General features: G+C 64.9%; 17 protein-coding genes. All 17 read right to left on the bottom strand.

The genetic code is table 11. The features are described from left to right. Positions 1-72: 72 nt before the first annotated feature. Positions 73-477, bottom strand: a complete 405-nt coding sequence (locus N687_RS0101175) for a Mov34/MPN/PAD-1 family protein (protein ID WP_197029181.1) — start codon at positions 475-477, stop codon at positions 73-75. After that, positions 461-1,747, bottom strand: a complete 1,287-nt coding sequence (gene obgE, locus N687_RS0101170; protein ID WP_029420122.1) for a GTPase ObgE — start codon at positions 1,745-1,747, stop codon at positions 461-463. Before obgE ends, N687_RS0101175 begins: the two co-directional genes overlap by 17 nt. A gap of 43 nt (positions 1,748-1,790) precedes the next feature. Beyond that, complete coding sequence (locus N687_RS0101165) at positions 1,791-2,318, bottom strand: Spo0B domain-containing protein (RefSeq protein WP_035461986.1); 528 nt, start codon at positions 2,316-2,318, stop codon at positions 1,791-1,793. 66 nt (positions 2,319-2,384) lie between these two features. Then, complete coding sequence (gene rpmA / locus N687_RS0101160) at positions 2,385-2,699, bottom strand: 50S ribosomal protein L27 (protein ID WP_029420120.1); 315 nt, start codon at positions 2,697-2,699, stop codon at positions 2,385-2,387. 98 nt (positions 2,700-2,797) lie between these two features. Beyond that, positions 2,798-3,121 carry a ribosomal-processing cysteine protease Prp gene (locus tag N687_RS0101155; RefSeq protein WP_029420119.1) on the bottom strand — a complete coding sequence of 108 codons (324 nt, stop codon included), beginning with the start codon at positions 3,119-3,121 and terminating at the stop codon, positions 2,798-2,800. A gap of 18 nt (positions 3,122-3,139) precedes the next feature. Beyond that, positions 3,140-3,451, bottom strand: coding sequence for a 50S ribosomal protein L21 (gene rplU, locus N687_RS0101150; protein ID WP_029420118.1), 312 nt, complete (start codon positions 3,449-3,451; stop codon positions 3,140-3,142). Between the two features lie 164 nt (positions 3,452-3,615). Then, positions 3,616-4,533 (bottom strand): M50 family metallopeptidase, encoded by a 918-nt coding sequence (locus tag N687_RS0101145; protein WP_231493362.1) that lies wholly within the window; start codon positions 4,531-4,533, stop codon positions 3,616-3,618. Continuing rightward, the gene (locus N687_RS0101140) at positions 4,530-5,486 is read right to left on the bottom strand and encodes a murein hydrolase activator EnvC family protein (protein WP_029420116.1); all 957 of its coding nucleotides are present in this window, start codon (positions 5,484-5,486) and stop codon (positions 4,530-4,532) included. The genes N687_RS0101145 and N687_RS0101140 overlap by 4 nt, the downstream gene beginning before the upstream one ends. A 68-nt stretch (positions 5,487-5,554) precedes the next feature. After that, a complete protein-coding gene (gene minD / locus N687_RS0101135; RefSeq protein WP_029420115.1) occupies positions 5,555-6,352 on the bottom strand; it encodes a septum site-determining protein MinD in 798 nt (265 codons plus the stop codon). A gap of 2 nt (positions 6,353-6,354) precedes the next feature. Beyond that, a complete protein-coding gene (locus tag N687_RS0101130; RefSeq protein ID WP_231493361.1) occupies positions 6,355-7,104 on the bottom strand; it encodes a septum site-determining protein MinC in 750 nt (249 codons plus the stop codon). Between the two features lie 98 nt (positions 7,105-7,202). After that, the gene (mreD, locus tag N687_RS0101125; RefSeq protein ID WP_029420113.1) at positions 7,203-7,721 is read right to left on the bottom strand and encodes a rod shape-determining protein MreD; all 519 of its coding nucleotides are present in this window, start codon (positions 7,719-7,721) and stop codon (positions 7,203-7,205) included. Continuing rightward, positions 7,718-8,569, bottom strand: a complete 852-nt coding sequence (gene mreC / locus N687_RS0101120) for a rod shape-determining protein MreC (RefSeq protein WP_029420112.1) — start codon at positions 8,567-8,569, stop codon at positions 7,718-7,720. Before mreC ends, mreD begins: the two co-directional genes overlap by 4 nt. Positions 8,570-8,653: 84 nt before the next feature. Continuing rightward, positions 8,654-9,694: a rod shape-determining protein gene (locus N687_RS0101115; RefSeq protein ID WP_029420111.1), complete on the bottom strand. Its 1,041-nt coding sequence runs from the start codon at positions 9,692-9,694 to the stop codon at positions 8,654-8,656. A 30-nt stretch (positions 9,695-9,724) separates the two neighbouring features. Continuing rightward, a complete protein-coding gene (gene radC, locus N687_RS0101110; protein WP_051663516.1) occupies positions 9,725-10,435 on the bottom strand; it encodes a RadC family protein in 711 nt (236 codons plus the stop codon). A gap of 103 nt (positions 10,436-10,538) precedes the next feature. Then, entirely contained in the window at positions 10,539-10,778 is a 240-nt protein-coding gene (locus N687_RS0101105; protein WP_051662843.1) for a DUF4321 domain-containing protein, read from the bottom strand. Between the two features lie 76 nt (positions 10,779-10,854). Continuing rightward, positions 10,855-11,973 carry an SPOR domain-containing protein gene (locus N687_RS0101100; protein ID WP_029420108.1) on the bottom strand — a complete coding sequence of 373 codons (1,119 nt, stop codon included), beginning with the start codon at positions 11,971-11,973 and terminating at the stop codon, positions 10,855-10,857. Between the two features lie 134 nt (positions 11,974-12,107). Continuing rightward, on the bottom strand, positions 12,108-13,079 hold the full coding sequence (locus tag N687_RS0101095) for a 3D domain-containing protein (RefSeq protein WP_029420107.1): 972 nt from the start codon (positions 13,077-13,079) through the stop codon (positions 12,108-12,110). Between the last annotated feature and the right edge of the window lie 44 nt (positions 13,080-13,123).

The following is a 13,123-nucleotide window of genomic DNA, read 5'->3' as shown; positions in this document are numbered from 1 at the left end:
TTCGTGGCGAATCATCCACCGCCTGTTTTCCCGGTGATCTGCGGGATATCGGATTGTAAATCCTTCACAACCTCATCTGGATTTCTCCAGGGGTGAAATCCCCGTCTGCCGGCGCCAGAACCGGATCCGCCATGCGCTGCCCGCGGGCACGAACAGCGCATGCCACTCTCCCCATGCCAGCATCGGATGATCGCGGCAGGACAGCGTCTCGCGCCCGTTCGGATGCGAGTGAAAGGAGCCGAGCACGCGGTTCCCCTGGGCCCTGCAGGAATACGCAAAGCGCACAACCTCCGCCGGATCGGCCGCGAAGGTCACCTCATCCGCCAGTACCGGCGGGGCGAATAAGGCCACGGATCCCTCCGGGTTCTGAAAGAACAATCCCCCGGTTTCCGCAGGCAGCGCCTCCGCAACCCGCCGCGTCGCTTCGGACGCCAAGGCCGGTGTCCACCACGGCGGCGGGTCAGTCGACAAACTCAAACTCCATGTCTCCAATCCGAATCACGTCGCCTTCCTTGGCGCCGCACCGCCGCAGTTCGTCGTCGACGCCCTTGCGCTGGAGGATGCGCTGGAACCGGACCACCGCGTCGTGCTGCGAGAAGTTGGTCATCTTCACCAGCTTTTCGAGCTCACGGCTCACCACGACGAACACCGGGCCGTCGCGGCGGACCTGAAACGGTTCCTCCGGCTCGTACCGGTACACCTTTTCCTCCGTCTGCGGCGGGGTGTCCGCGCCCTCGTCCAGGGGGGCCGGCACCGGGGTCGCGTCGAGCAGATCGGCGATCGCATAGACCAACTCCTGCACGCCCTCCCCCGTCGCCCCCGAGACCGGGAACACCCTGAGGTCGGGATACGCCTGGCGAAACCGCTCCAGGTGCTGCGCGGCCTCCGGCAGATCCATCTTGTTGGCCGCCACCAGGAGGGGCCGCTCGACCAGGCGTGGATCGTACTGCCTCAGCTCATCCTGGATGGTCCGGAAGTCTGCCACCGGATCGCGGCCTTCCACCGCTGCCATGTCGATCACGTGGACGATCACCCGCGTGCGCTCCACGTGGCGCAGGAACTCGTGTCCGAGCCCGTGCCCCGCGTGCGCCCCTTCGATCAGCCCCGGCAGGTCGGCCAGCACGAAACTCCGCCCGTCCCCGACGTCGACCACGCCCAGCTCGGGGCTCAGGGTGGTGAAGTGGTAGGCTGCGATCTTCGGGCGCGCCGCCGACACGGCGGACAGTAAGGTCGACTTGCCGACGCTCGGGAACCCGACCAATCCCGCGTCTGCCAGCACCTTTAGCTCGAGCAGGAGATTGCGCTCCTCGCCCGGCTCCCCTTTTTCGGCCATGTCAGGGGCCTTGTTGACCTCGGTGGCGAAGCGGGCATTGCCGCGCCCGCCGCGGCCACCCCGAGCCACCACCAAGCGTTGCCCGTGGCGCACCAGGTCACCCAGGAACTCCCCCGTATCGGCGTCGCGCACCACGGTCCCCGGGGGCACCTTCACGATGAGGTCCTCCGCGCTCTTGCCGTGCTGGTTCTTGGTCTTTCCGTTCTCGCCACGATCCGCCTTGAAGTGCCTCTGGTAGCGGAAGTCCAACAACGTCCGCAGCCCTTCGTCGACGACCAGCACCACGTCTCCGCCGCGGCCACCGTCACCGCCGGCGGGGCCGCCGAACGGCACATATTTCTCGCGGCGGTACGCGACAATGCCGTTGCCACCGTCGCCGCCCTTGACGTACACCTTCGCTTGATCGACGAACATCGCTTCGCCTCCTTTGCCTCCGTCCACCTGCCGGCCAGGGTCTTCAGCCGTAGAGGCGCACCACACGTGCCCCGTCTTCAGGTGGGTCCCACCGCACACCCAGGCCGGCCGTCTCCTGCTGTACAGTGTGCCACCAATCCAGTTCCCCTTGTCTTTCCGGCGCGCCTGCCGGTCCGTTCACCGGCTCGATCCGCAGCCATAGGAGACCTCGGTCTTCTCCTCCGGCCGATACCCTGACCTCGTCGAACCCGCAGGCCGCCGCGCAGGATTCGAGCGCCTGCAGCAATGCGCACACGGCGCGCACCTGCACCACCGTCCGGCAGATCCCGGTCGGCCAGCGCTGGATGCGCACGCGGCCGAGCGCGATCGCGCACCAGAGGATGTCCGCCTCCTCAGAAGCGACGGCCCCCTGCAGGCGCGAGAGGTCGGCGAGCCGATCCGACAGCCGGTCGAGGGCGCGCTGGGCGCGATCGATCCGTTTCAGCTGCAGATAGCCCTTGACCACCTGAAGCGCATTCATCACCTCGTGCCGATGGGCCCGGAGAGCAGCAAGGCATTCCTGTTCATCCACGATTCACCACGTCCCATCCTCGCAAAAAAGCCCGGCTTGCGCCGGGCTTCACCGATTCGTCCTCCCTCACGCTTCGGCCGCGACCGTGGCCTCCGCCGCCTGATCCACCGGATACACGCTGACGCGCTTGCGGTTGCGGCCGAACCGCTCGAACTTGACGCGGCCCTCAATCAGGGCGAAAAGGGTGTCGTCTTTGCCCAGGCCGACATTCTTGCCCGGGTGGATCTTGGTGCCGCGCTGCCGTACGAGGATGGAGCCGGCGGTGACCAGCTGGCCGTCCGCCCGCTTGACGCCAAGCCGCTTCGATTCGCTGTCGCGGCCGTTGCGCGTGCTGGAGACGCCCTTCTTGTGGGCAAACCGTTGCAGGTCGAACTTCAACATCTGCACTCACTCCTTTTTCGGTGGCGGGTGTTGCGCTCCGCTTCTTCCGCGTAGCGAGCCGCTCCGCGCAACACCCGCCACCCATTCGTGTGCGTTTGTCAAACCGAATGGGTACGAACGGCCACGTGCTGCGGGTGTGCCTCGGCGGTCTGCCTCACCCCGAACACCATGCTTTGGAGCAGCAGTTGGACGCCCTGCGGGTCATGGGTGCCGACCGGCACCTCGCACAAAAGGGTCTCGCCGTCGTCGTCCACCGAGAGCGGACAACTGAGCAGGACCTCACAACTGTTGATCGCATTGAGGACCAACGCGCTCACAGCCGCGCACACAATGTCCCGTCCCGCCGGGCCCGCCCCGGCGTGGCCGCGGACCGTGAAACGGCGGATGCGTCCGGCCTGTTCGTACACATCGAGCCGAATCAACCGTCCCGCCGCCCCGCTTTACGCCTGGATGGCTTCGATTTGCAGCTTGGTGTACGGCTGGCGGTGACCCTGCTTCTTGTGATAGTTCTTCTTCGGCTTGTACTTGAACACGACGATCTTCTCGCCGCGGCCGTGCTCCATCACCTTTGCGGAAACGGAAGCTCCGGACACTGTCGGAGTGCCCACGCGCACGCCGTCCTCCCCGCCGATGAGATACACCCTGTCCAGCTGAACGGTGCTGCCGACCTCCGCGTCCAGCTTCTCGACGACGATGACGTCGCCCTCCGAAACCTTGTACTGCTTGCCGCCCGTCTCGACGATGGCGTACATCGCCACGCCTCCTTCACTCAGACTCGCTGCCGGGGCACCACCCCAGGTGGTTTTTCGGCCAATGCCGCCCCTGACACATGCGGTTGCAGTGCCGGCCCAAGCAGATCGCATGGGCACAATACACTTTTGATATCTTATCACGCCAAACCGGCGTGTGGCAACCTTCAGGGCCGGTCCATCCAATCGCCCACCGTCTCGAGCCACCGCCCGTCAAAGACGGCTTCCAAGAGCTCATCTTCTTCCAGGATGGCGGACACCTCGCCCGACTCGTTGCGCACGTACACGAGGTGGTACCGGTCCGGAGAAAAACGGCGGACGACATCACGGATCGGCGTCGTCCGGGGCACGACCAACGACCGAATGACCTCCGGGCGGCGCCGGGATGCCCGCCGTTTCGCGTCCAGAAAGCGAATGGTCTCCATCCGCAGATCGCGCCGGCCGGCCCAGGCGGTGACCAGCAGGAAGACCCCCAGCACCAACATGCCCAAATGCGGGTATCCCGCCCAGAGCGCGGCCGCACCGAGGAACAACAAGGTGATTGCCAACCATAGCGCCACGTCATACGCCTCCCGTGTCGCCGCCTCGTACCCCAACTCGCGCGATCGCGCTGCCCGCAGGATGCGCCCGCCGTCGAGGGGCAGCCCGGGCAGCAGGTTGAATGCGACGATCCACAGGTTCAATTCCGCCACGCGGAGGAAAAACGCATCCGGCCACAGGCCCAAGGCGTGCACGATCGCACAGACACCCGTGAGCCCCAGATTGACCAAAGGCCCGGCGATGGCGATGAGCGCCTCGTGGCGAGGGACAAAGCCGATGCTCCCGTAGGCCAGTGTCGCCACCCCGCCAAACGGGAGGAGCGACACCCGCTCCACCTCGTACCCGAGCGCTTGCGCCGCGGCGGCGTGGCCCAATTCGTGGAGCGCCACGAGCAAAAACAGGACGATCAGGTCGCGCCACAACCCTGCGTACACCGCTAAGACCGCGAGGGCGAGAAAGAGCGGATGCACCCGCACCTTGGCCGCCAGGCCCACCATCCCGAGCGCGCCGCCCGCCGGCAGGACGAAGCGACGGTGCAGATTCATGCACCGGTCTCCGGGAAGTGGATGTCATCGTGTGGATTGATATAGGCACCGTCGCGCTGCATGGCGAACCGCAGGACGGGCGAATCCGTGTGGGGCAACCGGCCAATCACTTGACCCGAGCTGACCGCTTGTCCGGCCTGGACGCTGACGGTCCCCAATCCGTGGTACAGGGATGTGCCGATGGCGCCGTGTTGGATGACGACCGACCAGCCGTCAGCATCCTTCTGGACCTGGGAGACCGTCCCGGATCCCGAGGCGAGCACAGGAGCGTCCGCTGTGCCCGCGATCCAGACCTCCGGGTGCCCGGGCGTGTAATCGGCCCGGATCACGCCATCCAACGGGGTATGCAGGCGTACGGCGCCAGAGGTCGATGAGGTCCAGAACGCAGGGATGGATACGCCGTGGTCGTCGAGGAACTGCTTGACCGCCGGCATCGAGAGCGTGGTGTAATCTTGGGAGAACATGCTGTGATAGACGCGCTGGATCTCGTCGGCAATGCTCCCTTGGCTGTCGTGCGCGTACAGGCCGGCTGCGACGAGCCCTATAGCGCACACCGTCTGCAACAGCCACGTGCCACCGCCAGCAGGATCGCGCTTCACCACCCGCTCGACGGAGGTGATTCGGCCCGACCTCGCCACGAACCGGCGGGATCGCCCCGTTCCGAACGAACGGCGCCAGTTTGCCCCTTCCACCTGCTGCAGACTTCCGTCTTCGTCCGAAAACCCGTAAGGGGACGCGTCGGCACCGAGCCATCGCGCCGAACCGGGGCGGCCGGACTTGCGATCCGGATCACCGGCCGTGTCGCCCGCCGGTGCGCCGGGCCGCGGGGCGAACCACGGGTTGTCATCTTGCAGGTCGGGTGCAACGGGTTCCGTCCGCTGGTCTTTTGCCGCTTTGGTCACCGAGCGGGGATTCCATTCCTTCCAAGGCCAGATCGACTTGTCGTCGGACATACTCGCCCCTCCTCGCCATCCTGTCCCTACATAGGTATGGACACAGTGGGACGAGTATGACCGCGGGCTCAGCGGCGCCCACCGATGAGCCGTTTCACCCGGCTCCACAGGCCCGGCTCCTCGTCGAGCACCATGAGCGGCACGGAGTCGCCGAGGATCCGGCGGGCGATGTGGCGGTATGCCATGGCCGCCCGGCTGTCCGGGTTCATCACAATCGGTTCGCCCTTGATATTGTTTTTGATCACGGTCTCTTCGTCAGGGATCACACCGAGCAGATCGATGGCGAGCACCTGCACGACCTCATCGATATCCAGCATGTCTCCCTGTTTGACCATCTTCGGCCGGATGCGGTTGATGATCAGCTTCGGTGATTTGAGATGGCTCGCCTCCAGCAGTCCAATCACCCGATCCGCATCCCGGACCGAGGCGGTCTCTGGCGTGGTCACGACGATGGCCTCGTCGGCCCCCGCGATGGCCACCTTGAAACCGTGCTCAATGCCGGCCGGGCAGTCAATGAAGACGAAATCGAACTGTTGCTTCAGCTGCACCACCATGTCCCGCACGCGATCCGGATCGAGCGCCGACTTGTCCTTCGTCTGCGATGCGGGCAACACGGCCAATTGGTCGAAGCGCTTGTCCCGGATCAGTGCCTGTTCGAGGCGGCATTCTCCGGAGGCGACATCGACGATGTCGTAGATGATCCGGTTTTCCAACCCCATCACCACATCGAGGTTGCGCAGCCCGATGTCGGTGTCCACCAAGCACACGCGTTTGCCCAACAGAGCCAGAGCAGTGCCGATGTTGGCGGTCGAGGTCGTCTTGCCGACACCGCCCTTCCCCGAGGTGATCACAACGGCAGTCCCCATCGTTAACCCCCTTCCCCTGCGCTGGCGCCCGCGCCGCCCGGGCCGTCCTCCGTCCCTGGATCCACAGGGCGCAGGACGGCGGCATACTGCATCTTGTCCACCGCCATGCCGTCCGCTGTCAGGTACGCGAACTCCATGAACGTGGACATCACCTCCCCGGCCGACTCGGGTTCCCACCCCACGACACTCGCGATACGTACCTGGGTGGGTGCGAATTCTGCGGCCGCGATGATGGCCCGTTCGTCGCCGTGAATGCCCGCGTGTGCGACGCCGCGAAGGCGCCCGAACACGTAAATATCGCCCGCGGCCGACACTTGGCCGCCGGGGTTCACATCGCCGACGACCACCACGTCGCCGTCGAAATACAGGTCCTGGCCGGCCCGCACCGTGCCCTTGTGGATAAACTGGTTCCGCGTGCGCGCTGATGGCCGCTGGCCGTACAGGGCCCTTCGCGCCGCGGTGTGTCCGCCCCATTCCCGCACGAAAAAGTTCTCCCGGGCGAGAAACACGCCGAGCAACTCTCGGGCCTGCTCCGGCGTCAGGACGCGATCCCCGTAATCCACGGAGACAGCCACCTGCGGGCCATTGAACAGCCCCGCGGACTCCCCAGTGAACAGGTCGGTCAGGCAGCGGTACAAGTCCGCATACGCACAGTGTTCATCAAGCAGGAACACCAAGCCTTCCCGGGTGCCCTTCACGGCCACCGGAGATTTGGGTTCCGGCTTGCTCTGGACGATCATTTTGACGGCCAATGAAAACTCTCCTCCTGCGCACGGCGGCGACGCAGCTGAAAATATTCGCGAAACCGGCCGGGATCTCCTGCAGCGACGCGCAGATTCCCACACCCGGGTTACGGAGTTTCGTCCTCCGACGCGGCGAATCCGCGGCGCGGCCGGTCGGACATCCACCGCACCAGGATGGGATACAGCACCAACAGCGTCACGCCGTCGATGATCATCTGCTGCAGAGTGAGCGCCAAGGCCACCCGCCAGGTGTACGCCGTGACACCGAACAGGCGCGTCATGCCGTACGTCAGCCACTCGAACAAGAACGTGGCGCACACCGTCACCACGAACGTCAGCGCCACGTTCCGCTGAAGAAACTGAGAGAAAAACACCGCAGAGAAGTATCCGACCACTCCGTACGCGAAAGCGTAAAGGCCGAGGAAGGATCCGTAGTTTGCGTCTTGAATGACTCCGATGAGCACCCCCATCACCAGGGCCGGCCGCGGACCGCGGGTGAGGGCAGCCACCGTCAGCACGACCAACACAAAGTCCGGCTGAATTTCGTGGAGCGGCGGGATTTGAAACCAGGTGGACTGCAGGATCAGCGCCAGCCAAAGGAGGGAGAAGGCGATGGCGTTTCTCATGACTTGCCCCCCGTGCGGGCGATGACAAACACCTCTTGGAGATAATCGAGGTCGGCGGCCGGCTTCACCAGCGCGGACTGGGTCAGGCCCTGCACGCCCGTGTGGATCTGCTCCACCGTGCCGATCACGATGCCCGCCGGAAAGATGTCACTCAATCCAGAAGTCACCACTGTGTCCCCTTCACGGATCTGGGCAACCGGCGAAAGAAAGGTCATGTCCAAGCGCCCGGTGCCCGAGGCCGACCCGACCACGATGCCGAAGGGTTGCTCCGAACCCTGGGACTGTACGCGCGCGGAAACCCCGTCCCCGACGCGGGTATCGGTGATGAGAACCACTTTCGCGCTGTTGTCCGCCACCTGCGCCACGCGGCCCACAAGGCTGCCGTCCGGCGACACCACCGCCATGTCGCTCGTGACACCGGCGGATCGCCCTACATTGATGGTCATGCCGCTGTTCCACTGCCCGGGATCCCGCCCGATGACCTCGGCCGGAATCAAGCGAAAACGCGCGCCGGCCCCCTGCTTGTACCCGAGCATCTGTTTGAGGCGCGCGTTCTCCGCCTCGAGGTCGGTCACTTTGGCGACCAATGCACTGTAATTCTGCAGCTGCGCTTTGAGCGCGGCGTTCTCGGCGTACATGTCGCGCAGATCGTGGATGCCCTGCAGAAATGCGGTGAGCTTGGCGGCCGGCCGGTAGATGATTCCGGCGATGGCGTTCTGCACGTCCATCAGGGCGCGTTCCGGCCAGGTGGCGACGCGGCCGCGCAACGTCAACCCAGCAAACACCGACACCAGGATCAGCGCGGCCAACAGGATAAACAATCGACGGTTCGTCAACAATCGGGACACCCGCATCCCTCTTCCTTTTCAGGTCCTCGCCTTCAGCGCGCCCACGAGCCCGCCGCGCTCCCCACGCCGCGGCCAGCCCAGCCGTCAAGCTCGGGACTGAGCCTTCCGTGCACGTGCCAACGAGCTGCGGCGTTTGTAGAGGTCGTAGTTGTCCAAGGCCTTGCCGGTTCCGATGGCGACACAGTCGAGCGGATTCTCCGCGACGATGACGGGCATGCCCGTCTCCTCGCTGAGCAGGGTGCTCAAGTTGCGCAGCAGCGCACCGCCACCCGTCAACACGATGCCCCGGTCCATGATGTCTGCCGCCAACTCGGGCGGAGACTTCTCGAGGGTCACCTTGACCGCGTCGATGATGGCGCGCACGGTGTCGGCCAGTGCTTCGCTGATCTCCGTTGACGTGATGGTCAACGTCTTCGGCAGTCCGGTGACCAGATCCCGGCCGCGGATGTCCATCTCGTCCTGCGTGTCGCCGGCCATGGCCGTGCCGATGGTGATCTTGAGTTCCTCGGCCGTCCGCTCGCCGATCATCAGATTGTAGGTCTTTTTAATGTACTGGATGATGGCCTCGTCCATCTCGTCCCCTGCGACACGGATGGACCGGCTGGTGACGATGCCGCCCAGCGAGATGATGGCCACTTCGGTCGTCCCGCCGCCGATGTCGACCACCATGCTCCCCGTGGGCTCCCCAACCGGAAGGCCCGCCCCGATGGCAGCCGCCATCGGCTCCTCAATGGTCTGGGCGTGTTTCGCACCGGCCTCGATGGCCGCGTCCTCGACCGCCCGCTTTTCGACCGCGGTGATCCCCGAGGGCACCGAAATCATCACACGAGGCTTTCCAGACCAAGCCGATTTGTTGCGCATCGCTTGGCGAATGAAGTACCGCAGCATCGTCGCCGTCGTCTGGAAATCGGCGATCACGCCGTCTTTCATCGGGCGCACGGCGACGATGTTCCCCGGTGTGCGGCCGATCATCTGCTTCGCTTGGTCCCCCACGGCTTCAATCGCGCCGGTGTCCGTGCGGATGGCCACCACCGACGGTTCGCGGACGACAATGCCCTTCCCCTTCACATAGACCAACGTGTTGGCGGTGCCCAGATCCACGCCCATATCCCGACCGGAAAACATAAAAACGACTCCTCTCAACGATGGTTACCCTTACCCGGCGTGCGGAGCCGATCCGCAGTATCCCAGCGCCCGCAGGCTCACGTACCGGCCGTCCCCCACCACGATGTGATCCAGCATGTCGATGCCGAGCAGCGCCCCCGCTTGGCACAACCGTTTCGTCACGGCGATGTCTTCAGGGCTCGGCGTCGGGTCCCCGCTCGGGTGGTTGTGCACGCACAGGACTGCCGAGGCGCTGCGCTTGACCGCCGGTTTGAAGATCTCCCGCGGGTGGACGATGGATGCGTCCAAACTGCCGATGGATACCACTTCTTCTCCTATCACGCAGTGTTTTGTATCGAGGTGCAGAACCATGAAATGTTCCTTTTTAAGGTGCCTCAACCGATCCATTACATACTCGGCGGCATCTTCCGCGCTGCGGATCTGCAGCCGTGAACGTGCGGGTCCCCGCACGATCCGCCGACCCAGTTCCACCGCTGCGGCGATCTGGAGCGCCTTGGCACGACCAATCCCGGGGATGGCCATCAACTCCTCGACTTCGGTGTCGAGCAGCCCGTACACCCCGTCGACCCGGTCCAGTACGCGCCGCGCCAGTTCCATGACCGATGCTTGGCGCGTCCCCGATTGAAAGATGACGGCCAACAGCTCGTCGTTTCGCAACGCCTGCGCCCCGCGCGCCAACAATCGCTCGCGGGGAGCGTCCTCGCCTCTCCAAGTATACGACAGACCCTGCCCCTGACTCATCCGCATCTCCGCCCTTCCCAATTTATCCGGCGTCTTCTCTACACACCATAGCGAGATGCGGATGAGCTGGCAAATCCTATCGTATCCCGAATGCGACAATTGCTCAACGAGAACGGCGTGCCAATAAATACCCGGCGATGACGCCAGCCAACGTCAAGCCGTTGACGCGCAGAGTCAGGTCGAGATTGTAGCGAAGCACGCCGAGATCCGCCCCCGGATGCCACTCCACCTGGGTGGACCGCGCCAGGAACGGCACCTGGTGCGCCAGCAGCTGCCCCGCCAACGTCCCCAACACCGCGCCTGCTGCGACAAACCCGGCCACGCGCCAAAAAGGCTTGCGCACGCCAAGCCCCTCCTTCAGCCGCATTCGGATGGTCCCGTATTCTGTTCGACACGTAGGGCGGGAGTCCTCCCAAACATTATCGAGAAATGGTGAACAATGTCGATCCCGCCGCCATCCGGGTGAGGTCGTCCAAAGCCTGCAAAGCGGCCGTCCGGGAGTTGTCCATCTGCTGCCGCGACAGCGCAGTGGACGCCGCCTGAAGATGGCTGGAGAAAGACTTCAGCCGTTCCCCGTACCCTGTCTCACCCCAATCGGAGGCGGCCGGAAGATGTGCCTCGACCGTTTGGCAGGCGGTGAGCGCATCCTGGCGCAAGCCGCCATCCGAAAGGGCGCCTACGAGGGCGTTGAGAGCGCCCGTAGCTTCGGACAACCAGCCATTCACCCGCGCGACGGCCGCCTCGCTCGCCCCCGCCGGTGCAGCGAGCGGATGCGCCTTCCAGCCCACGAACACGACGGACCCGTGCACACCCTTTCCTTCCAGGGTCTTCAACTCGTCCTGCAGGCTCCCCTGGCGCAGCGATACGTCCGCCCACAGCTGGTAGGTTCCACCGCCGTGCACCACCGTGTGCACCCCTTGCTTGGCGAGGACCTGCCGGTGTTCTTCTGCCGCCGCCTCCGTGCTGTAGGACCCGATTTGCAACACATACAACCGCAAAGCGGGCAGTTGGACGGCCGGCCCGGCCACGGTCTCGACGGCACTGCTCGCCGAGGGCGCGGACACCTCCACCCGCAGGTCCGGTTTCAGTTGGTGAAACAGCACCATACTCAAGCAACCGAGCCCCATGCCAAACACGAGGCCGGCTTGAAACGCATCCCGCAGCCCGCGCCGGCCTTGCTCACGCCTCGCGCTTCGGCCACGGACGCCCCTTCGCTCAGCCGTCCGCATCGAGTTCCGCCCAGGTCCGCGATCGCGATCGAAGAAACTCCGATCCACTTTCGACGCGCCGGCCTCCTCGCCGTCCGCCCACAAACGGTCCACTGCTTCGGCTAACCAGCCAAGCCCCCGCCGGAAGCGACTGCGACTCTCACGCGCAGGCCCGCGTACAGGCGCATGGTTCGGCGCCGGGTCGCCGCCTGCATCGCCCTGCTGCCAAGACCCATCGCGTCGGACCACCCACTGTTGTCCCCCCGCGCGGATGATGAGCGGCGGTTCCTCCACGCGTCGGGCTTGTCCCCGCTCGTTCGGCAAGCGCACGGCGCATCCCCCTCCCCGTCGTCCTCTTGTTTCCCAGTCTATGAACGACGGGACGGGATATGAGAGATATTTCATAGAAAGCGGAGAAAAAGAGGGCTCCCGCAGAAGCCCCCCTTGGCATCGGCATGCACCGATCACTCGATCTCGTACACCGTGATGGTTCGAACCCCCCACCGCGCCGCCGCGGCCTCGCTGGCGACACAGATGTCAATTCGGTTGCCCCGTACGGAACCCCCCGTATCCGCTGCCGTCACCACACCGATGCCTGGAATGTACAGCCGGGTGCCGAGCGGGATCACGCGCGGATCGACCGCCACCACACCAGGTGCCGCCGCTCTTCCCGTGGAAGTCTGCCCGCCCGCGGCGTAGGCGGTCGCCACCACGGTCAGGCTCCGTCGGACTACCAACGAACCCACGCCGCGCGCGCTCAGTGTGAAAGGCCGCGGCTTGGTTCCGACAAGGATCACCTCATTCACCGGCTGCCGCACGACCCGCCGCTGTACCGACTGCCCCACTTTGTGCCCGTCGACGTACGTGTCGACGGTCTTCTCTTCCACCCATCCTTCCACACCACGCGTCAGCACCCGTTGTTCTCCATCGTACAAACTGTCGCTTCGCTGGCGTATGGTCTGGAACGATATTGTTTGCTGCTTCACCGACACCCGCTGCTCAACGCGCTGAACGTGAATGGTCGTCCCATCCTGGATGGGCGTCTCCAGCTTCAAGTTGACTGTGTCCGCCGGTCCCAGCTCGACATGTTGCTCCTGGAGAAAGTCTCCGACCGTCGCCGCAAGCGTCTCCACGGTGACCCGCTGCGCCCCGTCGAGGAATGTCACCGTCTTGGGATGGACGATCTCCACGACCATGCCATCCGTCACCGGCGCATCCCGCCCTGGCGACACCCGATCCTCCGGAGTCAAGTTGATGCCCTGCGCCTGCAAGAACTCTCCGACCGTACCCGTGGCCAATCCTTGCATGACCCTCCGCTGTCCGTGATCGACGACGGTCACAGATTTGTACCCGCGGGCGCCCGCCACGCCGGTGGTCCCCAAGAGCGCCATTGTGGCGGCCGACAGATACCACACCTTCGACTTAGGAATCCGCACCCCATCACCCCTTGGTCTGTGTATGTGAAGAGGCGGCCCGGCGA

It is taken from the genome of Alicyclobacillus macrosporangiidus CPP55, from assembly GCF_000702485.1.
GTDB classification, from domain to species: domain Bacteria; phylum Bacillota; class Bacilli; order Alicyclobacillales; family Alicyclobacillaceae; genus Alicyclobacillus_H; species Alicyclobacillus_H macrosporangiidus_B.
The sequence above is the reverse complement of the archived record's forward strand: the minus strand, read 5'-3'. Positions and strand labels throughout refer to the sequence as shown.

Coding starts and splice junctions, on each gene's coding strand:
- radC (WP_051663516.1), bottom strand. CDS start 10,435: ATGAGTCAGGGGCAGGGTCTGTCGTATACTTGGAGAGGCGAGGACGCT.
- rpmA (WP_029420120.1), bottom strand. CDS start 2,699: ATGTTGAAGTTCGACCTGCAACGGTTTGCCCACAAGAAGGGCGTCTCC.
- N687_RS0101145 (WP_231493362.1), bottom strand. CDS start 4,533: ATGAATCTGCACCGTCGCTTCGTCCTGCCGGCGGGCGGCGCGCTCGGG.
- rplU (WP_029420118.1), bottom strand. CDS start 3,451: ATGTACGCCATCGTCGAGACGGGCGGCAAGCAGTACAAGGTTTCGGAG.
- N687_RS0101115 (WP_029420111.1), bottom strand. CDS start 9,694: ATGTTTTCCGGTCGGGATATGGGCGTGGATCTGGGCACCGCCAACACG.
- obgE (WP_029420122.1), bottom strand. CDS start 1,747: ATGTTCGTCGATCAAGCGAAGGTGTACGTCAAGGGCGGCGACGGTGGC.
- minD (WP_029420115.1), bottom strand. CDS start 6,352: ATGGGGACTGCCGTTGTGATCACCTCGGGGAAGGGCGGTGTCGGCAAG.
- N687_RS0101140 (WP_029420116.1), bottom strand. CDS start 5,486: ATGTCCGACGACAAGTCGATCTGGCCTTGGAAGGAATGGAATCCCCGC.
- mreD (WP_029420113.1), bottom strand. CDS start 7,721: ATGAGAAACGCCATCGCCTTCTCCCTCCTTTGGCTGGCGCTGATCCTG.